Origin of the sequence: Pseudoalteromonas sp. meg-B1 (assembly GCF_003173795.1) — a bacterium.
Taxonomy (GTDB): domain Bacteria; phylum Pseudomonadota; class Gammaproteobacteria; order Enterobacterales; family Alteromonadaceae; genus Pseudoalteromonas; species Pseudoalteromonas undina.
Genome location: NZ_QGQU01000002.1, coordinates 1 through 25,772 on the forward strand (window position 1 = coordinate 1; position 25,772 = coordinate 25,772).

Consider the following 25,772-nt stretch of genomic DNA (forward strand, 5'->3'; position numbering starts at 1 on the left):
GTGAAATTGCCGCAAGTTTTGGTGTTGTCTATCAAGTCACGCTCGTAATTGCGGCGCTTATAACTGGAGCCGCAGCATTTGGTATCTGGCAAAACTGCAAATGGGGGGCTTACACATATATCACGCTTACTGTGGTCAACCAGCCATTGCTACTTATCATGGGCTGGTGGAATATCGGCGCACTTATTTTGCCAGGTATCATCGTGGCTATTCTCTTAACCAAGCTAAGTGCCATGAAATGAACATAACAAAACGGTCAATGATCGCCTGCGGCTGGACAACTTTAAGCGTGGCTTCGCCACAAAGTTGCCCATTACCTTGGCGTTAGCTATTCAAGGAAATTTAGCATTCAATGAAGAACTTTATTTTAATCATCTTAGTAAGCTTAATTGCGGGTTGTGCTGCAAACATTAAGCAATCAGTAAAAACATCGAACATGCAGCAAGGAGCCATACCAAATAGTATATCAGTAGCTATATCCTCATCTAATTCAATCTCTAAAAGTAGAGATTTAACTAAAAGTATCACTGAACTTAATACATTAATAACTACAGATTACAAAGGTAATTTGATACCAAGCAACTCATCTAATCAGGCTGATATCTCCGTGGAAATAACAATAGAGCATTTTCGTTATGTTTCAGGGTTTGGTCGATTTATGGCAGGTGTAATGGTAGGTGATGCCGAATTGATGCTAAACGTTAAGCTCGTAGACCTATCCACAAACCAAATAGTTAGTGAATCGCAACTAGACACTCGTTCAGAGTTTAGTGAAGGAATATTCGGTGCTACAACTTCTAGACAGTTAGAAGCTATGTCTAAAAAGATAGTTGATATCATTAATTCAAGTGCAAAGAATAGCTAACAAGCAATCAGGCAGGGACAAATGCTCGTTGGCCAAACAACGGCCAAAACGCTCCCATGAGCACCTGTTGTAAGGTGTTATATGAAATTAGGAGAGAACTTATGTTGAAAAGGATGTCTTGGATATTGCTGGTTTGTACATTCGGTGCCCATTCAGGTGAAGAGGTACTTTCTATTGATAGAGTTGTACCTAATAGTTTTAATTTAGCCTTTCCAAATGAATCAAACACTCAGCCAGAACAGAGTCATTTTAGTGTAAATAATTTTGTATTAATGAGTAATGATTCTGGTGAGCGTTGGGCGGTAGTAACCTTGACTAATATGGCATCAGGTCGACGAAGTCTAACTAATAAACACCTAATGGCTATCGTTGCAGACGGGCAGCGAATTGCGCCATTGGAGTTTTTACAATCATTCAAAGCAGATGAGACACTATCGTTAACCATCAACTTTGGTGAAAGTAAGTTTCCTTTGCTATCAATCTATTCAAGGTCTGGCAAATAACAAACACATCAAAATGCTCGCAATCTCGCTAGGATATCAAAACTACACGGGGATTGAGTTTGGGCTTGGCCAAGTTTAACTAAATCGCCGTTACGTTTTAGCCCTTTATACGGGCTTATTTGCACAAGGAGGCAAAGTGAATATCAGACATATTTTGTTACTCGTTATCATCTTATTTATATCTGGTTGTACTACGTCAGGCCAGCTTTATTATATTGATGCTAAAGGTAATGAGAAACTTGGTTGTGATGTAGAATTTATAGGTATGCCAAGTGTTGATAAATTTGCTGTTGAATATGCTTTAAGCCTTTGCGCTAAAAGTATTGTTAAAAAAGGCGGTGTGATCCAGGAAGAACACCTTTTAATGGTTGATACAGCTATTCCCTTAGCTCCATGTGAAAAGGCTTGGACTCACGAATTAGCTAAGCAACAATATCAGGCTAAAAAGTTAACTAAGAAAGAGTATGGCTATATTGTTGCAAATATAGATTTAGGTTTAGCAACAGTCAATAACTGCACATAACAGGCGCTTTAAGCGCGGGCTGCTAACAGCTGACTCAGCTTCGCTACATACACTTTAGCCAACAATTATCAGCCCATTATGCGGGCTTTAGGTTTTTATCAAAATATGGAGTTTTATTCTAATTATGGAAAAATCAGTTCAAGTCGAAAATAATGAAGATAGTATAAAGAAATCTCGAAGTGTAGAAAAAAATAAAATCCAAAATGAAACTATTACAACAGAGCTACATTTTGAGTTGTTAAAACAGTATGCATGGCTATCATCAGCAATAATAGGTGCTGTTGTTATACTTATTCAATTAAAAGTACTTACCTTTGGCTCAAAGGTTTATATTCCTTTAGGTTGTTTTTGTTTTTCAATTTTTAACTCTTTAATTGCTCAAGACTATATAGTTGAGTCATTAACAAAAGGTAAAACTATTTATGATATCTCTAAAAAAGTCTATATATTACGCAACTTATCTATATTTGGTTTAGGGGTTGGCGTAGGGTTACTTGCTTATAGCTTTATTTAGACAACAAACACACTAAGCAGGACAAAACAGTTGGCTTTTGTTTCTACGTCGCTTATTTTAACCAACTATTTTATTGCCTCTAATGGGGTGTTAAATACCTAAATGGAGTTTAGATGAATATTCAAGTTTTTAGACCAAAACAATTTGTAGATATGGCAAGAGACTATAAGTTGTTTGCGGATGACGTAGAAGTTGCCACTATAAAAAGAGGGGTTACGCAAACAGTAAACATCCCTGATTCAACTAAAACTATTCAAGCGAAAATAGATTGGTGTTCAAGCCAAACTTTTCCTGTAGCCTCAATTACTGACAAAGGAATTATTATTAAAAATTCTTTTGGTAGTAATATATTCAAATTGCTTTTTTTAACTATTTATTATGTCAGTTTCGGTAAAAGCAAATACTTATCGGTAACAAACGGTATTTAGTAAGAATATTCAAACGAAAAAAAACCGTTGGCTGTTTTCACACTGTTTAATATTTTAGCCAACTATTTCAAGTCTGTTTATATTGGCGTTTTACGAACTAAGGAAAGTTATGATTAAATCAATACTGATAATATTTACATTGTTTTTAGCTAGTCTTGCTACCGCTGAAGAGTTTACTGATGTGTCTGAGATCACAGAGCGCTTGGAAGATGACATACCAAAGATTTTAGATAAACACAAAGCTCCTGGTGTTGCACTTGCATTTGTCAATGGAAATAGAGTTCTAGAGTTTCGATCCTATGGTTTTGCCGACGTAGCAGCCAAAACTGAGATTACCCAAAGCACAATGTTTAACGTAGGGTCTATTTCTAAGCTGGTTACTGTTTGGGGAGTAATGCAACTTGTAGCTCAAGGCAAAGTCGATTTAGATGCGCCAATAAACCAATACCTCAAACGTTGGCAGATCCCTAAGTCTGAGTTTAACGCAAAAAAAGTAACATTGAGAAATATCTTATCTCACACTTCAGGCTTGTCACTTGGCCCATATACAGGCTGGGAGTCTCCAGAAAAGTTAACATCTATAGTTGACTCACTAAATGGCAATAACAATGGCGCCGGATCTGTTGAACTTATTCATGTGCCCGATACAAAATGGTCTTATTCTGGTGGTGGGTATTCAGTGGTGCAACTTTTAATTGAAGATGTGTCAGGCATGGCATTTGAAGACTATATGCAGCAATACGTGTTTAAGCCTCTAAATATGAAGGATTCTACTTTTAAAATTACTAAAAAAGTTATCAAAAAGTCGGCAACACCTTACGATAATTCCGGCAAAGTCACGGGCATGGTTTATTTTAATGAGAAAGCAGCTGCTGGTTTACAGACAACGCCAATAGACTTAGCCCGCTTTAATATGGCTGTGTTGCGCAACAACGATGGTGATTATAATGGTTTAGGGTTGCTACCAGAAAAATTAATTGATCTGATGATAAAGCCCGCGCCAAACACTAATGGGCGCTGGAGTATGAGCTATGTTGTTGACGCAAAGAATAGCAGTCTTGGCTTTGCTGGATTTAATCGTGGTTGGGTCTCGCTATCACGCTCTATCACTGACCTTAACTTTGGTTATGTGATTTTAAGTAATAGTAGTATTGGCGCAGTGAATAATGACATTGATAGTCTTATCCTTTCTATTGTTAAACAAAGCCATAACTAAAATGGATACAACAAAGTATTTCAGCGGGTAAAGCGCTCAATTCGACGATAAGTTTGTAGTGGCATAGTTAATTTTGCCGCCCATTCAAAAACTAGCATTCGTTTTTTACATACAGGGTTGTGAAAAAACATACAGAGCTTTTTACTAAGACCTTTTATTAAAAACACCGTCTAATGTTAAGCTAACTAAAATTTAGCAACCTAATATGGCTATGTCTTTTTATCTTCCATTACTTACCCCGTATTTTGAACGTATAGCTATTGGCGAAACCCTAACCTCGCTTTGGAGTGGCTGTGGTCAAATTGTGAAGTGTCAACTTGATGAGCAAGCCTGTGTGATTAAAGCGATTAAAGTACCCGATCATATTAATCACCCTAAAATTAAACAAAGCAGCTTTGCACTGACTAGGAAGCGTGACTCTTACCACGTTGAATATACGTTTTATCAGCAATTTAGTCATAAGCTGCCCAAGCAAGCGGCAGCTATTGAATGCATTAAAGCAATCAACAAAGGCGATGAGTTTGCCTTGGTGTTTACAGATTTTTCAAAGCTGGGGTACAGCCAAGCAACCACCGAGAATATAAAAGCCATATTAAAGTGGTTGGCACATTTTCATGCCTTTCATTTAAATGCAAAGTTTGATGGCTTATGGCAGCAAGGAAGTTATTGGCATTTAGATACACGCCCTGATGAATTTAATAACTTACCTGAAAAGTCCGATATTAAACAGGCTGCATCACTATTAAACAGCGCGTTAAAGCAGTGTGATTATAAAACGTTAATTCATGGTGATGCCAAGCTTGCTAACTTTGCCGCTAATAGCCAAGGGCATATTCTCGGTTACGATTTTCAATATGTGGGTGCGGGTGTTGGGGTGATTGATGTAATGTATTTTATGACCAGCTGTATGGATGATTCTGAGCTTCATAAACACGCACAGAGCTACCTTGATTATTATTTTAGCCAATTGAAGCAAGCTCTGAGTGACTATCAACCACACATTAATGCTGATGATGTTGTTACACAATGGGCTCATTTATGGCCAGTGGCATGGGCAGACTTTTATCGGTTTTTACTTGGGTGGAGCCCAGAACACAAAAAGGTTAACAGCTACATGCATGATCAGGTAAATAATTGGTTAGCGAGTAACAACTCATAAACACAAAAATCTTTATAGTTGTGGCTAAATTAAATATTTTGGTACGAACTATGAAATCAAGACTAAAATTAACAGTCAAACGGCCTGTTTTAATATAAAATACGTCAAATTTTTTATCACTAGGTTTATTACTATGGCTATTCACGTTATTTCTCATCCCCTTGTTCAACATAAGTTAGGTTTAATGCGCGCGCATGGAATTAGCACGAAAAGTTTTCGCGAGTTGTGTTCAGAAGTGGGCACATTATTAACTTACGAAGCCACTAAAAATCTAGAATTAGAAGATAACGAAATTACAGGCTGGGACGGTAATAAACTTAAAGTTGAGCACATTAAGGGTAAAAAAATTACCGTGGTGCCAATTTTACGTGCGGGCCTTGGTATGATGGACGGCGTAATGTCGTTACTCCCAGCGGCTAAAGTGAGTGTAGTGGGTTTAGAGCGTAATGAAGAAACTCTTGAGCCAGTTCCCTACTTTGAAAAACTAGTGGGTAATATTGATGAGCGTTTAAGCTTAGTGATTGACCCAATGCTGGCTACTGGTGGTTCTATGATCGCCACCATTGATATGCTTAAAAAAGCGGGCTGTAAAGAAATTAAAGTAATCGTACTGGTTGCTGCACCTGAGGGCGTTGAAAAAACATTAGCCGCTCACCCTGATATTGAGATTTTTACTGCCTCAGTTGATAGCCATTTAAATGAAAAAGGTTACATCATCCCAGGGCTTGGCGATGCAGGTGACAAAATTTTCGGTACGGTTTACTAAGGTTTAGCAGTGCAAAATAATTCTACATTTTCTATAAAAACCATTCTAACCGGTGCCCAAATGCTATTTGTTGCATTTGGTGCATTGGTACTAGTGCCTATTTTAACCGGCCTAGATCCTAGCGTAGCCTTGTTTACCGCTGGTTTAGGTACTTTGTTGTTTCAGTTTGTGACTAAAGGCCAAGTGCCTATTTTTTTAGCTTCGTCATTTGCGTTTATTGCACCCATTATTGCCTCAGTACAAATGTGGGGTATACCCGCCACTATGGGTGGTTTAATGGCGGCGGGCTTTACTTATATGCTATTAAGTTTATTGGTGAAGTTTAAAGGTACAAAAACCTTACATAAAATTTTGCCGCCAATTGTGGTAGGCCCAGTGATTATGGTAATTGGTCTAGCGCTTGCGCCTGCGGCGGTTAATATGGCCATGGGTAAAAGTGGCGATGGTGGCACACAAATTATTGCCTACGACAGCGCTATTATTATCTCTATGTTCTCATTGCTCGTTACTTTAGTGTTTGCCGTGTGGGGTAAAGGGGTATTTAAATTAATACCTATTTTAGCCGGTGTTGTTGCCGGTTACACGCTATCGTTATTTATGGGTATAGTGCAATTTGAAGCCGTAAGTAATGCACAGTGGTTAGCTGTGCCAAACTTTGTGTTACCAGAGTTTAAGTGGCAAGCCATATTATTTATGGTGCCGGTGGCAATTGCGCCTGCTATTGAACACATTGGCGACATGATGGCAATTAGCCAAGTTACAAAAAAAGACTATTTGAAAAAACCAGGACTACATCGCACCTTATTTGGTGATGGTTTAGCCACGTCTGCCGCATCCTTATTTGGCGGCCCACCGAACACCACTTACTCAGAGGTAACCGGTGCGGTAATGCTTACTAAAAACTTTAACCCTAAAGTAATGATGTGGACTGCCATTATCGCAATTTGCTTAGCATTTGTTGCTAAAATGGGCGCTAGTTTGCAAACCATTCCGGTGCCAGTAATGGGCGGAATAATGATTTTATTATTTGGCTCTATTGCGGTTATTGGTTTAAACACCTTAGTTAAATCGGGCGATGACTTAAGTGAACCGCGCAATTTAAGTATTGTGGCACTCATTTTAATTTGTGGTATTGGTGGTATGTACATAGGTAGTAGTGAGTTCAGCCTAGAAGGTGTGAGCTTATGTGCTATTTTAGGCATAGTATTAAACTTAGTATTACCCAAAGCACAGAGCAACCAGAGTTAAGTTTGCACTGTGGTTAAAAATATTGCACCAAAAAAGCGCATTTTAAATGCGCTTTTTTTTTAACCTACTAAAAAGTAACAATAAATAATATTGGTCTAGTAACTGCATTTCCTTAGTCATACCCTATAGTTGACTCAGGGATTGTTATATGGAGACCAAGAGTGTGGATATAAATGCTTTTTTAGTAAAACACCAACTGCCGTTGAAATATCAGTATATTAGCGAGCAGTATTTTTCTGCTATTGCGCAGGACATTCTAACCAGTAAAAAAACAGCCCCTATATTTGTCGCAATTAATGGCTGCCAAGGCTCAGGAAAAACCACACTTGGTGATTATTTAGTAACTTGGTTTAGCCAAAATACCCACCTAAACTGTGTTGCGCTTTCTATTGATGACTTTTATTTATCAACTCAAAAACGCCAACAGTTAGCGCAAGATGTGCATTGTTTATTCGCCACTAGAGGCGTTCCGGGTACACATGATGTTGCGCTGATGGATAACACCATTAGCCGTTTATTAAATACTGAAGTAAATGTACCGCTGCCGCGTTTTGATAAGCAACAAGATGAACCCGTAGCAAAAAATAAATGGTTAACTAATAGTCAGCCGATCGATGTTGTTATTTTAGAAGGGTGGTGTGTAGCCAGTGAACCACAGCAGCCTTTTACTTTAGTTGAGCCTATTAACGAGCTAGAAAAATCATACGATCAACAAGGGTTATGGCGTCGCTGTATTAACAGCTGTTTAGCCAATGAATATAAAACCGTTTTTGATAAAATCGATTACACAATTATGCTCAAAGCCCCGAGTTTTGATGATGTGTTTGCGTGGCGCCAAGAGCAAGAACACAAGTTAATTGCCAAACAAGGGCAGGGCGCAGGCACTATGACTGATGAGCAGTTATTGTGGTTTATTTCTCATTTTGAACGCATCACGCGTGAAAACCTCAACACCCTTAGTGCTAAAGCAAATGCACTTATAGAGCTCGATAGTAATCGAGATGTAACTGCGATGGTGCTTACAAGCGATAGTATTGTACAACCTATCATTTTTACCGATTTAGATGGCACATTACTCAATCACAGAGATTACAACACCGATGCGGTAGATACCTTATTACAAGAGCTGCAATACAGCGGTGTACCTGTGGTATTTAATACCAGCAAAACATTTAGTGAAGTAGTGGCACTGCAACAAGCGCTTAATATTACACAGCCTTTCATTGTTGAAAATGGCTCGGCTGTTTATATTCCTAAAAATTATTTTAATCTCAGGCCAATTGGCTGCAGCGAATACCAAGGCTACTGGTGTTACTCGTTTGCTGCACCCATTAGCAATTTATGGACTGATTTAAAACGCTTAAAAAAAGACTACGGCGACCAATATAGTTTGTTTAGTGAGCTGACCAGTGAGCAGGTAATGAAAATGACAGGATTAAACCAGCTACAAGCAACGCAAGCACAAACCCGTCAATACTCAGATCCGCTCTACTGGCATGGCGATGAGCAGCAACTAAATGAATTTATCAATGCGATATCAGTATATGGCTACGAGGTTAAAGTAGGCGGGCGCTTTGTTCACATTGGAAAAAATACCGATAAAAGCATGGCTCAGCAATGGTTAGTGCAGCAGTTTAATACGCAGTTTACTAAAGCGCTGAGCATTATTGCGCTAGGGGATAGTGAAAACGATAAGCAAATGCTAGAAGAGGCTGATATCGCCATCATCATTACCAATCCAGAGAGTAAAAAGCCAGTTAAATTAACCTATAACAAAGCGCGCTATTCTCAATTGCCGGCACCGCTAGGCTGGGTTGAAGAAATTACAGCACTACCTTGTATTAACAGTATTTTACCCAGTTCTGAGGAGTATAGTTTACATGGCTGATTTTTATCAAAATGGCATTATTACAACACTACATAACATTGCCAATAGACCCGTAGACGATTTAGAAAAAGAGTTACTTGGCTTTAGTAAACAGCGACCAATGGGGCTTATATTGCCTTCATTATTTAGTGAGTTAGAAGGCCCTGCTTTACAAAATATTGTTAAAGAGCTGCAACAAGTACCGTATTTATCGCAAATAACTATAGGCTTAGACAGAGCCGACGAAAGCCAGTATCGCTATGCATTGAACTTTTTTAAATCGCTTGATCAAAACCATAAAGTGTTGTGGAACGATGGCCCACGTTTGCAGGCGCTCGATAAAGAGCTTCAAGCCTTAGGTGTGGCGCCACGTGAGCTCGGTAAAGGCCGTAATGTGTGGTATTGCATGGGCTATAAACTCGCTACCGCGGAGGTTGAGTCAATAGCACTACATGATTGCGATATTTTAACTTATGACCGAGGCTTATTAGCGCGATTAATTTATCCCGTTGCACATCCTCGATTTAACTATGAATTTTGTAAAGGCTTTTACCCGCGTACTGCCAATGGAAAAATAAATGGTCGAGTATCGCGTTTACTGGTTACTCCGTTATTACGCTCGTTTAAAACCATATTAGGCAGCAGAGACTACCTTGAGTATATGGACTCGTTTCGTTACCCATTAGCCGGTGAATTTTCGTTTAGACGCGATGTATTAAACGATATTCGTATTCCTAGTGACTGGGGATTAGAAATTGGCGTATTAAGCGAGATGTACCGTAATTACTCCCATAACCGCCTATGCCAAGTTGATATTGCCGATAATTACGATCATAAACACCAAGAATTATCGCTGGATGACCAAACTGCTGGCCTTTCTAAAATGTCGATTGATATAACCAAAGCGTTATTTAGAAAGCTAGCGACTCAGGGGGTTACCTTTACCAGCGAAACCATTCGCTCATTAAAAGCGACTTATTACCGCATTGGTTTAGACTTTATTGAAACCTATCATAATGATGCGTTAATGAACGGCTTAACACTTGATATTCACCAAGAAGAAAAAGCGGTAGAAATGTTTGCACAAAATATTATGAATGCTGGCCAACACTTTTTAGAAAACCCAATGGAAGCGCCATTTGTGCCGAGTTGGAACCGTGTAGCTTCGGCGATGCCCGATGTACTAGACCGATTAAAAGAAGCCGTTGAGCTTGATAACGAACAATACAGTTAAATTGGTATACTTAAACGAGGCGCCTGTGGACATAGTTAGGGAACAGTTTTTTCAACGAGTCGAACAACATTTACATACTATTTATCAAGGGGTTGAGTTACCTATGCCGGTAGCTGAGTTGGCTGAAGAATTAATCACCTTGATATTGAGTAATAACCCACTTCGAGATCCTACGCCGCACACTAATCGCTGGGATGAACAAGATATTGTTTTAATTGCCTATGGCGATTCTATAATAAATCATGAAGACAGTGAGTTAGCAGTTGGAACTCCCCTAGAGGCGCCGTTAAAAACCTTGCATCGCTTTATAAAAGAGCAGTGCGATCACCAGCTTAATGCACTGCATATTTTACCTTTTTATCCATACAGCTCAGATGAAGGATTTGCGGTAATGAACTATGCGCAAGTTAATGAAGCGCTGGGCGACTGGCAAGATATTAACGCGATTGCAAAAGATGTAAAGTTAATGGCTGATTTAGTGATTAATCATTGTTCTAGCCGAAGCCTTTGGTTTGAAAACTTTTTAACCGATACTCACCCAGGGAAAGACTACTTTAAAACAGCCAGTTTAACTGATGATTTAAGCCAAGTAGTGCGCCCACGAACCTCGCCATTATTACATACGGTAGCCACAGCAAGCGGTGATAAGCATGTATGGTGTACATTTAGTCATGATCAGGTGGATTTTAATTTTGAAAACCCTGAGGTTTTAAAAGAGTTTGTTGGCATTATTCGCCACTATTTAGATAACGGTATTCACCTATTTCGCCTTGATGCTGTGGCCTTTTTATGGAAAAAACTCAACACCAGTTGTATAAACTTGCCACAAACCCATGAAGTGGTGCGTTTACTGCGAACGCTGATTGAGCATGCTGAGCCCAGTGTGGTGATTATTACCGAAACCAATATTCCTAATCAAGAAAACCTATCTTACTTTGGTAATGCCAACGAAGCCCATGCAATTTATAACTTTGCTTTGCCGCCGTTGTTATTGCACACTTTACTTAGTGGTGATAGTACCGCGCTTAAGCACTGGATGATGAGCATGCCGCCAGCGCAAAACGGTACCGCATATTTTAATTTTATAGCCTCTCATGATGGCATTGGTTTGAGGCCAATTGAAGGCTTATTACAACCGAGTGAAGTTGCTTCGTTAGTAAGTACGACCATGCAATTTGGGGGTCGTGTTTCAATGCGCACCAGTCACGATGGTACACATACCCCCTATGAGCTAAATATTGCCTTGTTTGATGCCTTACAAGGGACGCATAATGGCGCAGATAAATATGGGCTTGAGCGTTTTTTGTGTGCCCATGCCATTATGTTTGCTATGGAAGGAATACCGGGGTTATACATACATAGTTTACTTGGCACAACTAATGACTATGAGCGCTTTGAAAATTCGCAGCACAATCGCGCAATTAATCGTCATCGCTGGCAAGAATCAAAATTATTAGCGGCTATTGAAGAAAAATACAGCCACCATTACCAGGTGTTCAAGGGAATAAAACAGTTATTATCAGTGCGTAAAAGGCAAGCTGCATTCCATCCTAATGCTACACAATTTACTTTGCACTTAGGAGAGGGGTTATTTGGTTTTTGGCGACAAAGTATAGACCGCCAACAAAGTATTTTTTGTGTTTATAATATTAGCAGTCAGCCACAAAGCTTAACCTTAGCCGACTTAAACTTAATAAATACCCAGCAATGGGTTGAGCTAATTTCTAATACAACACTCGATGACGCGTTACAAACCATGCAGTTAGCACCCTATCAAACGCTTTGGCTATCTAATAAGGCATAAATAACGCAAACAATTACATTCAGAGTTTTAAATAAAGTAACCGCACTGTAAAGGGGCTTTACAGTGCTATTGTTTAAGCGCTAAAAGTAGATTTTCTATTGTGAATTTATGCCAGTCAGCGCGTGTTTTACTAAACTGTATAAAGTTTATTTCTGCTAGACCTGTTGTATTTATCGCCGTATATAAGGGGGTGTTTTCATCAGTAAGTGGGTCAAAAATATCAGCTGAACGATGAAGCAAAGGACTAAGTTTTGGTTGCGTATGGTTGTCGAACAGATTAACCAGAGCATAAGCACCTAACAAAACATGACCTCCTATAGATACATCAAGCTCTGAACCATTATTAGGTGGAACCTCCCAGTTAATACCGCCCACAATAACCTGAGATTGCATGTTTAGCTGTTTTAATGCCCTTTTTGCGCCAAAAGCAATGGCGTCATTTGCACACCAAATAATGTTAATTTCAGGGGCTTGATGCATATACGCCAAAGTTTTTGTAAACCCTTCTTGTTCAGACCAATTGGCAACCTCTTTAGCGATTAAAGTAACTTGCGGCGTTTGCGCTAAAAAATCCATTAACCCTTGAGTGCGCATAATAGAAGCAGGCGTTGCATAGTCGCCTAATAACGCCAATATATGTGCGCTAGTTGTTGTTTTATTGGTAAACTTTTTATAAAGCTGCTGCATCAATGATTTACCTGCAACGCGATTATTTGGGGTAATACTACCGACTATGTTAGTGCCATTTTTACGTAACATATCAAGTGACGTAGGCGAAGGGCGATTTAATAAAAAGTAAATAGGGACATGTTTACTGTCTATTTTAGAGAGGTACTTACTGGTAACATTCTTTTCGTTTACGAGGATCAGGTAATCGGGCTTATCATTTATAGCCTGCTGAATAAGCTCTTTCATTAAAATATGATTTCGGTTGGCGTATTTTATCGTTAATGTAACATCTAAATCAGTGGCTGCATTTTGCATGATTTTAGAAACATCAAACCAAAAGTTTCCGGTGCTGTTCTGTGCATTTTCCGTGTTAGAAAAACCAGGGTTAATAAATATGACTTCTAGGGCATAAGCACTATAACTACCCAACAGAAGGCAGGTAAACGTTAGCAGGCGGTATAATTTAAACAAGGACATACATTTCTCTGTAAACTTTTTAAAGCCCAATTTTATCCTTGTGGAAGTGCTCCGTATGACATCTAGGCGTTATGCTATATAATACCTCAGTAAGTTTAGTATGTATGCAACAATTATTTTTTAGGGTGTATTAATGAAAGCAGTTTTGTTGTTAATGGTATTAATATTTAGTCAAACAGTTGCCGCAAATGAAATGAGCGACTTAGAAAAGACCATGAAAAACATTGGGCTTGCTTATAAACAAAGTGTTGAAGCAACCCAGTTAGCAGAATTTAATGGCGCTATCGATGAATTTATTAAATTGATAGAGCAAAGTAAGCAAGCCAAGTTTTATAAAGAAGCTGAAAAGTCGGTGCAAGGGCTAGATAAGGTGCTTATTCAAGCCCAGTTAGCCAAAAAAGTAGCGAACGAGCAGGGGCTTGAGTCGGCAAAAAAACCACTTAAGGCGATTGATAATTTGCGCAAAAAATATCACGAATTACACGAGCCTCCAGGCTTTTTTGAATTATTGTTTGGAAAATAAGGATTAGTAATGGAAATTTCGGTTTCAATGTTAGATGGTCAAAAGTTAAGTGCTAAGTTTGGTGAGCATGAAGTTATAAGCGATCAAAGCATAAACGCTGGTGGTGATGCAGAACATCCAGAACCGTTTGACTATTTTTTAGTAAGCATGGTGTTGTGTGCTGGTTTTTATGCGCGTAAATTTTGTCAGCAAAGAGAGATCTCGACCGAGGGGATGACACTGACACAAAATAACGAAAATGTAGATGAAAACGGTAAGAAGCTTTTTTCAATCGAAATTGGCTTGCCAGAAGGTTTCCCAGCTAAATATAAAAAAGCGCTGATTGCTGCGGTGAATACATGTACCGTGAAAAAGGTTATTCAAGCAGTGCCTGAGTTTTCTGTTGTAGTTAAATAAACAGACCCTAATAATAATGCCGAGTATAAACTCGGCATTATTTTATCTTGCTACTTTTTCTTCATACCCTGCACAGCTTTAAATCTAGGGTTATCTTTACATATCACGAATACTCGCCCTTTGCGCTTTACAATTTGACAACCTGGTCGTTGTTTTGCACTTTTTAATGAACTTAAAACTTTCATTTGCTTTCCTTTTTAGCTGTAGAGAGGTTTTTAAACCGACGATTAAATTGCGCAACGCGTCCATCAGTAGCGAGCGTTTTTTGTTTGCCTGTATAAAATGGATGTGAGTCACTTGAGACATCAATAGGAACATAAGGGTATGTTTTACCCTTAATTTCTATGGTGCGATTGGTTTTAATGGTTGAACCAATAATAAAGTAAGAATCAGCTGCAGTATCATGAAAAGCAACCACATGGTAATCAGGGTGAATATTGGGCTTCATAAAACGCCTAGAGTGTTATGTGATAGTATATCATTTAATTTAACGTATTTATTTTCCCTTTGCAAATCATTTTAAATAGCCTTAAACGCAGTGTAATTGCTGTGTATTTGCACAAAATAGTCAAAAAATAAGCACTTAGATCAAAAGTACTGGCTATTAGTATTTAGGCTGCTATAACTAGACTCAGCGAACAAAATAATAAGAATTTAATAACGTTAATAGAGGTAGTTTTATGAGTGACGCTCAGGCACAACAAGACCAAATCGACCAAGGAGTCATGGATACTCTCAGAGAGCGTGACCACAGTATATTGGCTAAACAAGTTGATTCGTTAGGGTGTTCTCATAACGACATCATTGAATTACTTGCTCATTATTTAGCATTAAGCGAACAAGAAGATGATGAATTATTTGACGATTGGTTTGACGCGCTTTCAAAAGAACAACACACCGTATTAAAAGTATTTGAAGTTTATCGTGGGCAGTACGAGCACCAGAACTAATCCGTTTTGTTGTAATAGCCATTTTATTTAAGATGATGCCGGCTGCTAAAGATGTAATTTAATGTTAACAAATGTGTGTGTTTTTATCCCTAAGCAAAATAAATAATCACACTTTTTAATACAATAGTATGTACTTTTTCTCTTGATGATTTTTCATCTAACTAATTGATGTATAAAGCTTTGCAATGAGTTAAACTTATTTATATAAACAGTAGTCCTCACTATGTTTAATAAATGTACTACTTTTATTGGGTGAACAAAGAAGAGGATCATTCTAATGCCGCACTTAAATGAAATACGCAAAAGAAACAACGTCAAAATAATTGGCAAGGGTGATAAAACCTTGGTTTTGGCTCATGGATTTGGTTGTGACCAAAATATGTGGCGGTTTGTTACTCCAGTGCTTGAGCAACATTTTACTTTAGTGCTGTTTGATTATGTAGGCTCTGGTAAGTCTGATATTTCTCAATACAACAAAAAGCGTTATTCAACCCTTGATGGCTATGCCAAAGATGTACTTGAGATATGTGACGCACTTGATCTTAGCGATGTGACTTTTATAGGTCACTCTGTTAGCGCAACAATTGGGGCACTTGCCGCCATTGAGCAGCCAGAGTTATTTGCTCAGCTTGTTATGATTTGTCCTTCACCGTGCTTTTTAAATTTACCCCCTGATTATTTTGGCGGGTTTGAAAAACAAGACTTGCACGAACTACTTAACCTGATGGATAAAAATTACATTGGCTGGGCCAATTACTTAGCACCTTTAGTTATGGGTAGTTCTCACCCTGATGAATTTATAGCCGAGTTATCGGGGAGCTTTTGTTCAACCGATCCACTGATTGCAAAAACCTTTGCAGAAGCCACTTTTTTATCTGATTATCGCGCTACGCTTAAACATATAAAACAGCCATCATTAGTTTTACAAAGTGAGCATGATGCTTTAGCGGCGTCATCTGTAGGCGAATTTGTCGCAAATGAAATTCCAAGTTCGACGCTCCAAGTTATAAGCGCACATGGTCATTGTATTCATATGACTCACCCAGAAACAGTCGGCCGTTCGATTATTGACTTTGTGAGTTAGCCTTAATGCCACTGCATCAATTAGATGATAATAGAGTTACAGATTACTCTGCTGATTACTTTTTAAGTGGCGCATTGGTGACCAATGCGGATAACGTAATTGTTTATGTAAATACTTATTTTAAAAAGGAACTACACTGGCATTGCAATGAACTTATTGGCAAGTATATTGACAAAATCCTAACTAAATCTTCAAAAATATTTTTACAAAGTTATGTGCTTCCTACCTTAATACACGAAAAAAAATGCCAAGAAATGCAGTTAATTATGCTCAGTGCTCAGGGGGAGCGAGTGGCGGTTACCGTTAATGCTCAGCTTGACGAAAAGGGGTTTATATACTGGAGCTTTTTTAATGCTACGCAGCGAGATAAACTCTACGATGAGTTGATAAAAACACGGGAAAAGCTAGAAGCACAAACTGAGCGCTTGCAATCTTTAGCGTCTACCGATGAGCTAACATCGCTATTAAACAGGCGTGAAATGGATTACCGCAGTGTTTTATTACTCGAACAAGCAAAAAGAACATACCGCTCAGTTGCACTATTAGTGATTGATATTGATGATTTTAAACAGATCAACGATACCTATGGTCATTTAGAGGGCGACAGGGTGCTAAAAGAACTAGGCCAATGTCTTAAAAAAATAAGCAGACAAACTGATTTAGTTGCACGCTATGGTGGGGAAGAGTTTTTAATTATGCTGCCCGACACCCATAGAGCAGATACCTTAATATTTTGCCAAAGACTACACCAATTAATTGCTGAAATTAAAGTGGGCAGTGAAGGGCTAACAGTCAGTGTAGGTGCATGTATGAGTGATAGTAACAGCACGTTTACTGAGCTGTTTAAGCATGCTGATAACGCTGTTTATCAGGCTAAGGCAAACGGCAAAAACACCACTTACATGCATTCTTAATTCATTGTTGCTAATCGAGTGATTAAGCAACAATGTTGTTTGGCTCTTTTTACAGGCAGTGCTTGCTTAACCCTTAATTATGGCAACGAGCAGTTATTTTTAGCCAATGGAGATGCTAGCGAGACTTCAGGTTGCCAAATTCGCTGCCAAATATTACCGGCATTACTAAAGCTAGGGCGCTGAGAGAGTCGCTCAAAACTACCCACTTTAATACCCGAGTCAGCTTGCTCACCTACCACAAAGTTAAATACGTATTGGCATTCCATACCCATTCTTAAATCTGACAAAATCACGTTATCGGTTTGCTGGCGAATAGAATAAAACCCTTTTGTAAACCATTGTAGCCTTTGTATGCCCCATTGGTTGTCAATAGGCTTAATTAAAGACGGTGTTGTATTGTAGGCATTTAAGGTTACATCACTGGGCGAGTCAAACACGGAGGCATAACCCTCGTAGTAGTGACCGTCAGACATCACTACTACACGCCAAAGTAAAGTAGTGAGCGGGGCAGGCGTACTAATATAGCCGGTTGCGTCAATATCGCGATTGTTCAGTGCTGTTTTTACCTTGTCGTCAATATTGAGTTTAAACACAAAGGCAAGGCATAAATACGCTGTGCTTAGGCTAAGTGTAATTGCATTGATTTTATAGGCTTTACTTGTGCTTATTTTAGGTAATAAAGTAAAAGCTAAACCAATTAATAACGGTAAGGTGTAAAGGGGGTCAATAATAAACATGCTGGATACCGCAAAAGGGTATTCACTTAAGGGCCACATTAGCTGAGTACCATAAACGGTGAGTGAATCTAATAAAGCATGTGTTGATAAGCACAAAAAAACTAACCAAAACCAACGAGCTTTATAAGCCTGCATGCCTGTGTGTATTTTTAATATTAGCCACACAATCAGCGGGCTTATTAATAAATGCACAAATAAAGAATGGCTAAAACCGCGATGATAGGTAAATGCCTCTACACTGCCGCCATAGGGTAAAAATACATCTAGATCGGGTAAAGTGCCTAAAATAGCGCCCCACGCAACGGCTTTTCTACCTACTTTATTGCCTAGTACCGCGTAGCCTACGGCACTGCCTAATGCGACTTGTGTTAAAGAATCCATACTACCTCATCCAAATAATGCAACTGCAGTGTTTATACTCAGCTTAATCTTAAAACCGTCAATAATGTAAATTATTTCATTAAGTTGCTCTTTAAACTCAATTTAAAAGTGATTTATAAACTTAGTCGCGGTTGTATAAAATCTAAAAATGCAACGATACGGGAAGAAACCGCCCCATTTTTGTAATAAACGCCATAAATAGATTCTCGATTATTTGGGCTACTCACGCTGTGGGGTAAAACTTCTATTAATCGTTTTTTGGCTAAATCTTCTGCAATCATAAATTGTGAGAGAAGTGCTATGCCTTGATCAGCAATACATAAATGCCTAATGGTTTCGCCGCTGCTAGCCCTTAAATCAAAGTGCAGTGATTGCTCATGCTTCAAGGGCCATTGATTAAGAGTATTGGGCTCACTGAAGCCAATTAGGTTATGGTTTTTAAGATCTGAAACTTGCTGTAACGGTGGCGCATTTTTTAAATAATCAGCGCTTGCGACCAATTTTAATTTACTTTGGCCTAATTTTCGCGCGTGCAGGTTTGAATCTTTTAAGTCTCCAATGCGAATAGCTAAATCTGTTTTGCGCTCAAGTAAATCAATAATATTGTCGTGTGAGGTAATATCGAGCGTGATTTGCGGGTATTGCTTTTTAAATTCATTAACTAGTGGCGCTAGTTGATGTAAAACAAAAGGGCTTGCTGCATCTATACGCAAGTGCCCGCTAGGTGCTTGCTTAAGTAGCTTTATTGTTTCTTCCCCTAAGAGCAGCGTGTTTAAAGCCTTTCGCGCATATTCTATATATATATGCCCTTCCTCGGTCAGTTCTAAGCGCCGAGTTGTTCTGTTTAGTAATGTGCAGTTTAGCCTGCTTTCGAGGCGAGATAGCGCTCTTGAAACCTTAGCTACATTTAAATCGAGTAAACTAGCCGCACCGGAAAAACTGCCACAATCAACAATGGTAATAAACATTTCTAGATCTTCAGTTTTAGCTTGAACAGGCATAAATTCACTCATTTATATTTGCAAAATAAACAAAAGTATTTTGCCATTTATGCTATTTATTGCAAAGGAGCTTTTACTCACACTATGCATCTATTTTAAAAATGAGGATGTATTTATGCCATTGGCTTTATGGGCGCTTACCTTAAGCGCATTTGCAATTGGAACAACCGAGTTTGTTATAGTGGGTTTAGTGCCAACTATTGCAAACGATTTAGGCGTGAGCTTACCATCAGCAGGCTTACTAGTGAGCTTATATGCAGTTGGTGTAGCTATTGGCGCACCGGTACTCACTGCATTAACGGGTCGCTGGAACCGAAAAGTGGTACTTATAAGTCTTATGGGCTTATTTGTTATGGGTAATTTATTAGCTTGGCAAGCGCCGAGTTACGAAACACTAATACTGGCGCGCATACTAACAGGATTAGCTCATGGTGTATTTTTCTCTATTGGCTCAATGATAGCAACAAGCTTGGTAAGTAAAGACAAAGAGGCGAGCGCTATTGCAATTATGTTTACTGGCCTTACGGTAGCGCTTGTAACGGGTGTGCCATTAGGAACATGGATTGGCCAGCACTTTGGCTGGCGTGCAACGTTTTTAGTGGTTTCGGCATTAGGTTTAATTGCGCTAATTGGCAGTGCTATTTTAGTACCAAAAAACTTAAAGCAGTCTATTCCGGAGACGTTTAAAGAGCAGCTACAGGTTATTGTTAAGCCGCGCTTATTGCTCGTTTATTTAATGACTATATTAGGCTACGGCGGTACGTTCACCGCATTTACTTATTTAGCGCCTATATTAGAGCAGCAAACTGGCTTTGCACCATCCGCTATTGGTTTAATAATGCTGGTTTATGGTGTGTCGGTGGCTGTTGGTAATATATGGGGCGGAAAATTAGCCGACAAGCGAGGCCCAATTAGCGCACTGAGTATTATATTTAGCGCGTTAACAATTATTTTATTGGCTTTCGCCTTTACTATGGAATCAAAAGTAGCCGCAGTGCTTACTATTTTAATATGGGGGGCATTTGCATTTGGTAATGTACCAGGATTGCAGCTTTATGTAGTAAAACTGGCAAAAAAGCACACTCCTAATGCGGTAGATGTAGCATCGGGCTTAAACATCGCGGCGTTTAATATTGGAATAGCCTTAGGCTCTGTTACAGGGGGGCTTGTAGTCGAGCATATGGAACTAAAAGATACCGCATGGATTGGGGCCGTTGTTTCATTACTGGCTTTAATAGTCACTCGATACAGTGGCAGGCTAGATAAACATAATGTTCAGGCTAAATAAAGCCGAACTTATATAGGTTAGTCTTGAAATAAAAATTAATGACCTCAGTATTCACATGAGGTCAAAATTTTAAATCAAAAAAAGTAATAGGTGTATTTAGTAAACGCGTCGTTTGAATTTTAAACCTATTATTAAACAAGGATAAAGCTATGACACAACGTGTAATTGAAATGCCAGATTTAGGTATGGGTACTTTTCGTTTAGAAGGTAAAACAGCTTATGAATCTGTAAAAATGGCGTTAGAAGTTGGATTTCGCCACATTGATACCGCGCAAATATATGGCAATGAAGAGCAAGTTGGCCAAGCAATTAAAGACAGCAATATTCCTCGTGAAGAATTATTTATAACCACCAAAGTATGGAATAACAAGCTCAACAAAGCTGACTTTGTTGACAGTGTTAAAACATCTTTAGAGAAGCTACAGCTTGATTATGTCGACTTATTGTTAATTCATTGGCCAGCGCCCGCAAATAATGAACCCATGAGTGAATATTTAACCGAGCTGCTGTTAACAAAAAAGCTGGGGTTAACTAAACATATTGGTGTATCTAACTTCACCATTGCCAACTTAAATGAGGCAATGCAAACCTTAGATCCTCGCGAAATATTCACTAATCAAATTGAGGTACATCCATATTTAACCAACACTAAACTGCGCGCTTTTTGCGATCAACATAAAATTCATGTTACCGCCTATATGCCATTTGTTGTGGGTAAGGTTTTAACAGATCAAACCATTATTGATATTGCTAACAAGCATGATGCAACGCCAGCGCAAGTGGTTATTGCATGGGAAAATGCCAATGGCATGACCACTATTCCATCATCGACTAAGCGTAAAAACCTAGAAGATAACTTTAACGACAAAGTTAAACTTGATGATGAAGACATAGCACGTATAGATGGCCTTGACTGCAACGACCGCCAAGCATCGCCAGACTTTGCACCGCAGTGGGATCAATAACCAAAGAGCTAAAGCTAAAACAGGTGCAGTAAAGCTGCACCTTTATTTTTTAAACAAGGAACACCCATGTTAACGGTAATTGCCACACTATCGAGTGAAAATAGCGATGCAGAGCGCCTTTTAACCGAGCTCGAAAACTTACAACAGTATTCGCGGCAAGAAGTAGGCTGCCTGCGTTACGAGCTATCAGTTAAAAACGATGCTGAGCAAACCATCTATTTAGTGAGTGAGCAATGGGCGTCTAATGAGCATTTTGAAGCCCATAAAAACGCACCACACTTTAAAGCCTTTGGTGATGCAGTCGGTACATTTATTACCTCTACTAATATTGATGTGTATAAAACCATTGGTTAGCAGCACAAAGCTAATAGCCAAGTAGGAGTTGTAACCTTTATTTAATCGATAAATCGTATTTTAAAATAAGGGCATCAATATAGCGGCTTCGTAATGTGAGTTGCTTTTCGTGATCGGCGCCATGGCTTAGCGCTTTATTTAAAAGCTTCATGGCAGGGTGAATGCGGGTGCGCTCATCCTTATCTAAACTGGCTTTGCTGCGCAGCTCGGTTATATCGTCTACTAATAATCTGCCAATATCCACAGCCACAATTTCATCAATTAAGCCATTTTGTGTAAGCACCCCATATTTGCTGCATAGAAATTGTTGCCACACTTGCTGTAAATGCTCTTCTATTTCACAGCCAAACAGCTCTTCGTTAAATATAAAGCCTTGTTGTGTAAGCTTAGCCAAGCATTGGGTATAGTGCTGAGCAAATAAATTAAACGCCTGATTAGATGACTCAATTTTTTGCTTTATAACTCCTTGTCCCCAGTTTACGCAGCCTCGGGGATAATAATCGTCGTATTCTTCACACTCATATAAGCCTGAATAAGAGCTGCAACTCATCTGGTTTTTAATGCAATAACTTGGCTTAGGAAAAATGCTTTGAGCTTGCCAATCTTCAAAGGTTTCAGTGTCTATGTTGAGTGCTTGGCATAACTCATCAGTGTGATAAAAGTGAGTGCTTAAATAGTCAGATAAACGCATAGTGGCTCGCTTAATAGTAAAAAATAAAATACTGTTTATTTATACAGTTATTTATTTTGTATCATCAAACTCAATAACACAAGCCATTTTATAATTAAATACTGGCTATCACTGCAAATAGCGCGGTAAATATGGTACAAATAGGCCAAGTATTAATAACAATGATTTTTTTATGCGCACCCTAGAACAAATTAAACAAGCAAGCCTTATTACTGCAATTAAAACACCTTACTTAGCCAATGGTGAGATCGATCTTGCAAAGTATGATGAACTCGTTGAAATACAAATTGCAGCGGGTGTTGACGGCATAGTTGTTGGTGGCACCACCGGTGAAGGCCAGTTAATGAACTGGGAAGAGCACTTAATGCTAATTGCGCACAGTGCCAATAAATTTGGTGATAAATTACTGATTGTAGGCAACACCGGTAGTAATAATACGCGCGAAGCAATTAAAGCAACAAAATATGGTTTTGCCAGCGGCATGCATGCCTCATTACAAATTAACCCTTACTACGGGCGCACATCAATTGCCGGTGTTAAAGAACACTTTAAACGTGTACTTGATATTGGTCCGGCGTTTATTTACAACGTAGCAGGGCGCACAGGCCAAGACCTCACTCCAGATATTATTGAACCACTGGCCCAGCATGAGCACTTTATTGGTGTTAAAGAATGTGGTGGCAATGAGCGTATAGCGCACTATGAACAACAAGGTATTGCATGTTGGTCTGGTAATGATGACGAAGCACACGATGCACGCCATATCTATAAAGCACATGGTGTTATTTCAGTTACGTCTAACCTGATCCCGGGTTTGTTCCGTCAATTAATGGATAGTAAAAATGATGCGCTTAATAACTCATTACAACCATTAATGAACTGGCTGTTTTGCGAGCCCAACCCAATTGCCATTAACACCGCGATGATCATGACAGGTGCGGTTAACCCTGTGTTTAGAATGCCTTACGTGCCGCTTAACGATGAGCAACAGCAACAAGGTGAAACGCTAATTAATCAGCTCAAAGTTGATGATATAGTTGGCACGGAAGCAAAATGTATTAAACAAGGAGATATTGTTTCTATTTCATAAGTTATATGAGCCAGCACTGAATATCTGTTAAGTGCTGGCATTTATTTAATGATTATTTTACTTTTATGACTAATATCGGTAAAATTCCCTGCCTTTTACTTACTAAATAACGTTTATTTGTGAAATTTGTTGTTGAAGAACTCGCTACATGGATTAAGCCTGAACAGCGACAAGCCCTCTTTGAAAATTGGTATGACTCATCACCAATAACATTAAGCTGGGTAACTGCAATGCAGCGCAGAAGGATGACGCCATTTGTGAAAATGGTTTTACATAGTGCGTACCAGGTTACAAATGAAAAACCGTATGAAAATATGCCTGTTGTTTTTTCGTCACGACATGGCGATTTTCATAAAACAGCTAACTTACTAGGTGACCTCGCTGAGCAACTGCCCTTATCACCGACAGGCTTTGGCTTAAGTGTGCATAATGCAGCTATTGGGATGTACAGTATTATTAGTGGTAACACCCAACCTATGGTTGCTATAGCAGCGGGTAAGGATAGCTTTGCTTGCGCTTTAATAGAAGCATACATAAAGTTAGTAGAGTTTAAGCAAACACATATATTAGTTGTTCATACTGATGAATCACTTCCTGATCCCTACACGACATTTGCTGATGAGAAACAAATAACTCATTCTATTGCGTTAGTTATGCGATTAGCTACAGAAAATGAAGCTCATTTTAGTCTAACCAAACAGGCGGCTAATAATTGTGGGCATTCAACTACTCCTTTAAGTTTAGAGTGCGCAAAAGCAATGTTTAACAAACAAAGCGCCAGTGCTAATGGTTGGTTGCTAAGCCACTATGTTTAACACAACAATAAGAGTAATAGGCCTTATTTGGCGTATTATAGCCACTGGCCTTTGTTTTAGTTTATTTGGTTTAGGTGGTCTATTTTTAGCGTTACTTATATTCCCTGTTCAACGTTTTTTTCAACGCTGTCCTGTAAAACAAAAAGAAAATGCGCGTACGGTAGTGCATTATAGTTTTAAATTTTTTGTCGGTTTAATGCATCACAGTGGCGCTATCCGTTTTCATATAAAAGATAAAGCCCATTTAGCTAATTTGAAAGGCGAGCTTGTTTTGGCTAATCACCCATCACTTATTGATGTTGTGGTACTTATATCGGTCATTAAAAATGTTGATTGCGTTGTAAAAGCACACCTTTTTACAAACCCTTTTATGCGTGGTGTGATAAAAAGTACAGGTTATATAAGCAATGAAGACCCGCAAGAACTATTAAAGGAATGCGAACAAACACTAAAAAGAGGGAATAACTTAATTGTTTTTCCTGAGGGAACACGTTCAGTACCTCATAATACGCTTAAATTTAAAAGGGGGGCTGCAAATATAGCCCTTAGATGTCATGCTCCTATAACAACCGTATTGATTAAAATGAAACCTAACACGTTAACTAAAGGGACACCTTGGTACAGAGTAGCCCCATACCAAGCGCATTTTTCTATGCAACTAGCACCACATTCTTTCAAAAGCGATATTATTTATACAAGCGACGTACCTGCAATACAGTCTCGCTTGCTTACGAAAGGCTTACAACAATACTTTACAAAAGAGCTTAGCTATATATGAGTGAATTAAAACAACAAATTAAACAATTGATTATTTCGAGCCTAGATCTTGAAGATATGACCACTGCCGATATAAAAGACGACGAGCCATTATTTGTAGACGGTTTAGGGCTAGATAGCATAGATGCGCTAGAACTCGGGCTTGCTATCAAAAAAGAATTTGACGTAAAAATTGATGCAAATTCAGAACAAACTAAAGCGCATTTTGCGAGTGTTAACTCTTTAGCGCAATTTATAGAACAATCACGTACTTAATTAACACACACTAGGAATAATAATGAAAACCGCTGCTGAAATTTATGATGTATTACACGGCATTTTAGAAAATGAATTTGAAATAGATGCTGAAGATATCTCTTTAGAAGCTAACCTGTACGAAGATTTAGACTTAGACAGTATCGACGCTGTAGATTTAGTTGTTAAGTTACGTGAAATTACAGGTAAGAAAATTGAGCCTGACGCATTTAAACAAGTTCGCACTGTGCAAGATGTTGTATCTGAAATAGAAAAGCTCGTTAAATAAGCATGTTTAA

Annotated in this window: 32 protein-coding genes; 26 read left to right on the forward strand and 6 right to left on the reverse strand. The window is 38.7% G+C overall.

Translation table 11 applies throughout. The annotated features are described in order from the left end of the window. The 13 genes from DK924_RS18745 to DK924_RS08580 all read left to right on the forward strand — a co-directional run. Nucleotides 1-242 (forward strand): hypothetical protein (locus DK924_RS18745; RefSeq protein WP_181388760.1); only part of this gene is annotated, 242 nt, incomplete at its 5' end. Nucleotides 243-352: 110 nt separating this feature from the next. Further along, nucleotides 353-865 (forward strand): DUF4410 domain-containing protein, encoded by a 513-nt coding sequence (locus tag DK924_RS08525; RefSeq protein WP_010388992.1) that lies wholly within the window; start codon nucleotides 353-355, stop codon nucleotides 863-865. Nucleotides 866-966: 101 nt separating this feature from the next. Further along, nucleotides 967-1,368 (forward strand): hypothetical protein, encoded by a 402-nt coding sequence (locus DK924_RS08530; protein ID WP_258306444.1) that lies wholly within the window; start codon nucleotides 967-969, stop codon nucleotides 1,366-1,368. A 136-nt stretch (nucleotides 1,369-1,504) separates the two neighbouring features. Then, nucleotides 1,505-1,891 (forward strand): hypothetical protein, encoded by a 387-nt coding sequence (locus tag DK924_RS08535; RefSeq protein WP_075170248.1) that lies wholly within the window; start codon nucleotides 1,505-1,507, stop codon nucleotides 1,889-1,891. Between the two features lie 124 nt (nucleotides 1,892-2,015). After that, nucleotides 2,016-2,405 carry a hypothetical protein gene (locus DK924_RS08540; protein WP_109874903.1) on the forward strand — a complete coding sequence of 130 codons (390 nt, stop codon included), beginning with the start codon at nucleotides 2,016-2,018 and terminating at the stop codon, nucleotides 2,403-2,405. A 113-nt stretch (nucleotides 2,406-2,518) separates the two neighbouring features. Further along, nucleotides 2,519-2,833 carry a hypothetical protein gene (locus DK924_RS08545; protein ID WP_008466158.1) on the forward strand — a complete coding sequence of 105 codons (315 nt, stop codon included), beginning with the start codon at nucleotides 2,519-2,521 and terminating at the stop codon, nucleotides 2,831-2,833. Nucleotides 2,834-2,942: 109 nt separating this feature from the next. Further along, complete coding sequence (locus DK924_RS08550) at nucleotides 2,943-4,049, forward strand: serine hydrolase (RefSeq protein ID WP_055011978.1); 1,107 nt, start codon at nucleotides 2,943-2,945, stop codon at nucleotides 4,047-4,049. Between the two features lie 211 nt (nucleotides 4,050-4,260). Then, complete coding sequence (locus tag DK924_RS08555; RefSeq protein ID WP_181388773.1) at nucleotides 4,261-5,208, forward strand: DUF1679 domain-containing protein; 948 nt, start codon at nucleotides 4,261-4,263, stop codon at nucleotides 5,206-5,208. 133 nt (nucleotides 5,209-5,341) lie between these two features. Further along, the gene (gene upp, locus DK924_RS08560; RefSeq protein ID WP_008466150.1) at nucleotides 5,342-5,974 is read left to right on the forward strand and encodes a uracil phosphoribosyltransferase; all 633 of its coding nucleotides are present in this window, start codon (nucleotides 5,342-5,344) and stop codon (nucleotides 5,972-5,974) included. A 9-nt stretch (nucleotides 5,975-5,983) separates the two neighbouring features. Continuing rightward, nucleotides 5,984-7,222: a uracil-xanthine permease family protein gene (locus DK924_RS08565; RefSeq protein WP_055011979.1), complete on the forward strand. Its 1,239-nt coding sequence runs from the start codon at nucleotides 5,984-5,986 to the stop codon at nucleotides 7,220-7,222. A 148-nt stretch (nucleotides 7,223-7,370) separates the two neighbouring features. Next, on the forward strand, nucleotides 7,371-9,110 hold the full coding sequence (locus DK924_RS08570) for an HAD-IIB family hydrolase (RefSeq protein WP_109874905.1): 1,740 nt from the start codon (nucleotides 7,371-7,373) through the stop codon (nucleotides 9,108-9,110). Next, nucleotides 9,103-10,323: a hypothetical protein gene (locus DK924_RS08575; RefSeq protein ID WP_008115311.1), complete on the forward strand. Its 1,221-nt coding sequence runs from the start codon at nucleotides 9,103-9,105 to the stop codon at nucleotides 10,321-10,323. The genes DK924_RS08570 and DK924_RS08575 overlap by 8 nt, the downstream gene beginning before the upstream one ends. A 25-nt stretch (nucleotides 10,324-10,348) precedes the next feature. Then, nucleotides 10,349-12,127, forward strand: coding sequence for an alpha-amylase family glycosyl hydrolase (locus DK924_RS08580; protein ID WP_109875257.1), 1,779 nt, complete (start codon nucleotides 10,349-10,351; stop codon nucleotides 12,125-12,127). Between the two features lie 66 nt (nucleotides 12,128-12,193). Here the strand turns inward: DK924_RS08580 and DK924_RS08585 are convergent, their stop codons facing one another. Then, entirely contained in the window at nucleotides 12,194-13,273 is a 1,080-nt protein-coding gene (locus DK924_RS08585) for an ABC transporter substrate-binding protein (RefSeq protein ID WP_055011981.1), read from the reverse strand. Nucleotides 13,274-13,406: 133 nt separating this feature from the next. On the opposite strand from DK924_RS08585, the gene DK924_RS08590 reads away from it, so the two are divergent. Both DK924_RS08590 and DK924_RS08595 read left to right on the forward strand, forming a co-directional pair. Further along, complete coding sequence (locus DK924_RS08590; RefSeq protein WP_054201221.1) at nucleotides 13,407-13,796, forward strand: cytochrome b562; 390 nt, start codon at nucleotides 13,407-13,409, stop codon at nucleotides 13,794-13,796. Nucleotides 13,797-13,805: 9 nt separating this feature from the next. Then, nucleotides 13,806-14,192: an OsmC family protein gene (locus DK924_RS08595; protein ID WP_008463841.1), complete on the forward strand. Its 387-nt coding sequence runs from the start codon at nucleotides 13,806-13,808 to the stop codon at nucleotides 14,190-14,192. Between the two features lie 50 nt (nucleotides 14,193-14,242). On the opposite strand, the gene ykgO is transcribed toward DK924_RS08595, so the two are convergent. Both ykgO and DK924_RS08605 read right to left on the reverse strand, forming a co-directional pair. Next, a complete protein-coding gene (gene ykgO / locus DK924_RS08600) occupies nucleotides 14,243-14,377 on the reverse strand; it encodes a type B 50S ribosomal protein L36 (protein ID WP_004586489.1) in 135 nt (44 codons plus the stop codon). Beyond that, complete coding sequence (locus tag DK924_RS08605) at nucleotides 14,374-14,640, reverse strand: type B 50S ribosomal protein L31 (protein WP_109874906.1); 267 nt, start codon at nucleotides 14,638-14,640, stop codon at nucleotides 14,374-14,376. The genes ykgO and DK924_RS08605 overlap by 4 nt, the downstream gene beginning before the upstream one ends. A 232-nt stretch (nucleotides 14,641-14,872) precedes the next feature. Here DK924_RS08605 and DK924_RS08610 point away from each other — a divergent pair, with 232 nt between their 5' ends. The 3 genes from DK924_RS08610 to DK924_RS08620 all read left to right on the forward strand — a co-directional run bounded on the left by DK924_RS08610 (nucleotide 14,873) and on the right by DK924_RS08620 (nucleotide 17,140). Further along, the gene (locus DK924_RS08610; RefSeq protein WP_010388978.1) at nucleotides 14,873-15,142 is read left to right on the forward strand and encodes a hypothetical protein; all 270 of its coding nucleotides are present in this window, start codon (nucleotides 14,873-14,875) and stop codon (nucleotides 15,140-15,142) included. A gap of 277 nt (nucleotides 15,143-15,419) precedes the next feature. Next, entirely contained in the window at nucleotides 15,420-16,226 is an 807-nt protein-coding gene (locus tag DK924_RS08615) for an alpha/beta fold hydrolase (protein WP_109874907.1), read from the forward strand. Nucleotides 16,227-16,231: 5 nt separating this feature from the next. Then, on the forward strand, nucleotides 16,232-17,140 hold the full coding sequence (locus DK924_RS08620; protein ID WP_109874908.1) for a GGDEF domain-containing protein: 909 nt from the start codon (nucleotides 16,232-16,234) through the stop codon (nucleotides 17,138-17,140). 77 nt (nucleotides 17,141-17,217) lie between these two features. Here DK924_RS08620 and DK924_RS08625 read toward each other — a convergent pair whose 3' ends face one another. Further along, the gene (locus DK924_RS08625) at nucleotides 17,218-18,258 is read right to left on the reverse strand and encodes a metal-dependent hydrolase (RefSeq protein ID WP_075170242.1); all 1,041 of its coding nucleotides are present in this window, start codon (nucleotides 18,256-18,258) and stop codon (nucleotides 17,218-17,220) included. Between the two features lie 113 nt (nucleotides 18,259-18,371). Then, entirely contained in the window at nucleotides 18,372-19,259 is an 888-nt protein-coding gene (locus DK924_RS08630) for a LysR family transcriptional regulator (protein WP_171043282.1), read from the reverse strand. A gap of 115 nt (nucleotides 19,260-19,374) precedes the next feature. On the opposite strand from DK924_RS08630, the gene DK924_RS08635 reads away from it, so the two are divergent. The 3 genes from DK924_RS08635 (at nucleotide 19,375) to DK924_RS08645 (ending at nucleotide 21,866) form a co-directional block, all read left to right on the forward strand. After that, complete coding sequence (locus DK924_RS08635; protein ID WP_181388761.1) at nucleotides 19,375-20,547, forward strand: MFS transporter; 1,173 nt, start codon at nucleotides 19,375-19,377, stop codon at nucleotides 20,545-20,547. A gap of 149 nt (nucleotides 20,548-20,696) precedes the next feature. Next, a complete protein-coding gene (dkgB, locus tag DK924_RS08640; protein WP_054201217.1) occupies nucleotides 20,697-21,512 on the forward strand; it encodes a 2,5-didehydrogluconate reductase DkgB in 816 nt (271 codons plus the stop codon). A gap of 66 nt (nucleotides 21,513-21,578) precedes the next feature. Next, nucleotides 21,579-21,866 (forward strand): putative quinol monooxygenase, encoded by a 288-nt coding sequence (locus tag DK924_RS08645; RefSeq protein WP_109874911.1) that lies wholly within the window; start codon nucleotides 21,579-21,581, stop codon nucleotides 21,864-21,866. 37 nt (nucleotides 21,867-21,903) lie between these two features. Here the strand turns inward: DK924_RS08645 and DK924_RS08650 are convergent, their stop codons facing one another. Further along, nucleotides 21,904-22,557, reverse strand: coding sequence for a DUF6058 family natural product biosynthesis protein (locus tag DK924_RS08650; RefSeq protein WP_109874912.1), 654 nt, complete (start codon nucleotides 22,555-22,557; stop codon nucleotides 21,904-21,906). Nucleotides 22,558-22,729: 172 nt separating this feature from the next. Between DK924_RS08650 and dapA the strand changes: the two genes are divergently transcribed. The 5 genes from dapA to DK924_RS08675 all read left to right on the forward strand — a co-directional run bounded on the left by dapA (nucleotide 22,730) and on the right by DK924_RS08675 (nucleotide 25,762). Next, nucleotides 22,730-23,647: a 4-hydroxy-tetrahydrodipicolinate synthase gene (dapA, locus tag DK924_RS08655; RefSeq protein WP_109874913.1), complete on the forward strand. Its 918-nt coding sequence runs from the start codon at nucleotides 22,730-22,732 to the stop codon at nucleotides 23,645-23,647. Nucleotides 23,648-23,766: 119 nt separating this feature from the next. Beyond that, nucleotides 23,767-24,462 carry a beta-ketoacyl synthase chain length factor gene (locus tag DK924_RS08660; RefSeq protein WP_109874914.1) on the forward strand — a complete coding sequence of 232 codons (696 nt, stop codon included), beginning with the start codon at nucleotides 23,767-23,769 and terminating at the stop codon, nucleotides 24,460-24,462. Continuing rightward, entirely contained in the window at nucleotides 24,455-25,240 is a 786-nt protein-coding gene (locus DK924_RS08665; protein ID WP_109874915.1) for a 1-acyl-sn-glycerol-3-phosphate acyltransferase, read from the forward strand. Before DK924_RS08660 ends, DK924_RS08665 begins: the two co-directional genes overlap by 8 nt. Beyond that, the gene (locus tag DK924_RS08670; RefSeq protein WP_004586478.1) at nucleotides 25,237-25,494 is read left to right on the forward strand and encodes a phosphopantetheine-binding protein; all 258 of its coding nucleotides are present in this window, start codon (nucleotides 25,237-25,239) and stop codon (nucleotides 25,492-25,494) included. Before DK924_RS08665 ends, DK924_RS08670 begins: the two co-directional genes overlap by 4 nt. A gap of 22 nt (nucleotides 25,495-25,516) precedes the next feature. After that, nucleotides 25,517-25,762 carry an acyl carrier protein gene (locus tag DK924_RS08675; RefSeq protein WP_004586477.1) on the forward strand — a complete coding sequence of 82 codons (246 nt, stop codon included), beginning with the start codon at nucleotides 25,517-25,519 and terminating at the stop codon, nucleotides 25,760-25,762. Nucleotides 25,763-25,772: the final 10 nt, after the last annotated feature.

What these genes read in the sequence shown, in the direction of transcription:
- DK924_RS08525 (WP_010388992.1), top strand. Translation starts at nt 353, where the DNA reads ATGAAGAACTTTATTTTAATCATCTTAGTAAGCTTAATTGCGGGTTGT.
- DK924_RS08530 (WP_258306444.1), top strand. Translation starts at nt 967, where the DNA reads ATGTTGAAAAGGATGTCTTGGATATTGCTGGTTTGTACATTCGGTGCC.
- DK924_RS08540 (WP_109874903.1), top strand. Translation starts at nt 2,016, where the DNA reads ATGGAAAAATCAGTTCAAGTCGAAAATAATGAAGATAGTATAAAGAAA.
- DK924_RS08545 (WP_008466158.1), top strand. Translation starts at nt 2,519, where the DNA reads ATGAATATTCAAGTTTTTAGACCAAAACAATTTGTAGATATGGCAAGA.
- DK924_RS08550 (WP_055011978.1), top strand. Translation starts at nt 2,943, where the DNA reads ATGATTAAATCAATACTGATAATATTTACATTGTTTTTAGCTAGTCTT.
- DK924_RS08555 (WP_181388773.1), top strand. Translation starts at nt 4,261, where the DNA reads ATGTCTTTTTATCTTCCATTACTTACCCCGTATTTTGAACGTATAGCT.
- upp (WP_008466150.1), top strand. Translation starts at nt 5,342, where the DNA reads ATGGCTATTCACGTTATTTCTCATCCCCTTGTTCAACATAAGTTAGGT.
- DK924_RS08570 (WP_109874905.1), top strand. Translation starts at nt 7,371, where the DNA reads ATGGAGACCAAGAGTGTGGATATAAATGCTTTTTTAGTAAAACACCAA.
- DK924_RS08575 (WP_008115311.1), top strand. Translation starts at nt 9,103, where the DNA reads ATGGCTGATTTTTATCAAAATGGCATTATTACAACACTACATAACATT.
- DK924_RS08585 (WP_055011981.1), bottom strand. Translation starts at nt 13,273, where the DNA reads ATGTCCTTGTTTAAATTATACCGCCTGCTAACGTTTACCTGCCTTCTG.
- DK924_RS08590 (WP_054201221.1), top strand. Translation starts at nt 13,407, where the DNA reads ATGAAAGCAGTTTTGTTGTTAATGGTATTAATATTTAGTCAAACAGTT.
- DK924_RS08595 (WP_008463841.1), top strand. Translation starts at nt 13,806, where the DNA reads ATGGAAATTTCGGTTTCAATGTTAGATGGTCAAAAGTTAAGTGCTAAG.
- ykgO (WP_004586489.1), bottom strand. Translation starts at nt 14,377, where the DNA reads ATGAAAGTTTTAAGTTCATTAAAAAGTGCAAAACAACGACCAGGTTGT.
- DK924_RS08605 (WP_109874906.1), bottom strand. Translation starts at nt 14,640, where the DNA reads ATGAAGCCCAATATTCACCCTGATTACCATGTGGTTGCTTTTCATGAT.
- DK924_RS08610 (WP_010388978.1), top strand. Translation starts at nt 14,873, where the DNA reads ATGAGTGACGCTCAGGCACAACAAGACCAAATCGACCAAGGAGTCATG.
- DK924_RS08615 (WP_109874907.1), top strand. Translation starts at nt 15,420, where the DNA reads ATGCCGCACTTAAATGAAATACGCAAAAGAAACAACGTCAAAATAATT.
- DK924_RS08620 (WP_109874908.1), top strand. Translation starts at nt 16,232, where the DNA reads ATGCCACTGCATCAATTAGATGATAATAGAGTTACAGATTACTCTGCT.
- DK924_RS08625 (WP_075170242.1), bottom strand. Translation starts at nt 18,258, where the DNA reads ATGGATTCTTTAACACAAGTCGCATTAGGCAGTGCCGTAGGCTACGCG.
- DK924_RS08630 (WP_171043282.1), bottom strand. Translation starts at nt 19,259, where the DNA reads ATGCCTGTTCAAGCTAAAACTGAAGATCTAGAAATGTTTATTACCATT.
- DK924_RS08635 (WP_181388761.1), top strand. Translation starts at nt 19,375, where the DNA reads ATGCCATTGGCTTTATGGGCGCTTACCTTAAGCGCATTTGCAATTGGA.
- dkgB (WP_054201217.1), top strand. Translation starts at nt 20,697, where the DNA reads ATGACACAACGTGTAATTGAAATGCCAGATTTAGGTATGGGTACTTTT.
- DK924_RS08645 (WP_109874911.1), top strand. Translation starts at nt 21,579, where the DNA reads ATGTTAACGGTAATTGCCACACTATCGAGTGAAAATAGCGATGCAGAG.
- DK924_RS08650 (WP_109874912.1), bottom strand. Translation starts at nt 22,557, where the DNA reads ATGCGTTTATCTGACTATTTAAGCACTCACTTTTATCACACTGATGAG.
- dapA (WP_109874913.1), top strand. Translation starts at nt 22,730, where the DNA reads ATGCGCACCCTAGAACAAATTAAACAAGCAAGCCTTATTACTGCAATT.
- DK924_RS08665 (WP_109874915.1), top strand. Translation starts at nt 24,455, where the DNA reads ATGTTTAACACAACAATAAGAGTAATAGGCCTTATTTGGCGTATTATA.
- DK924_RS08670 (WP_004586478.1), top strand. Translation starts at nt 25,237, where the DNA reads ATGAGTGAATTAAAACAACAAATTAAACAATTGATTATTTCGAGCCTA.
- DK924_RS08675 (WP_004586477.1), top strand. Translation starts at nt 25,517, where the DNA reads ATGAAAACCGCTGCTGAAATTTATGATGTATTACACGGCATTTTAGAA.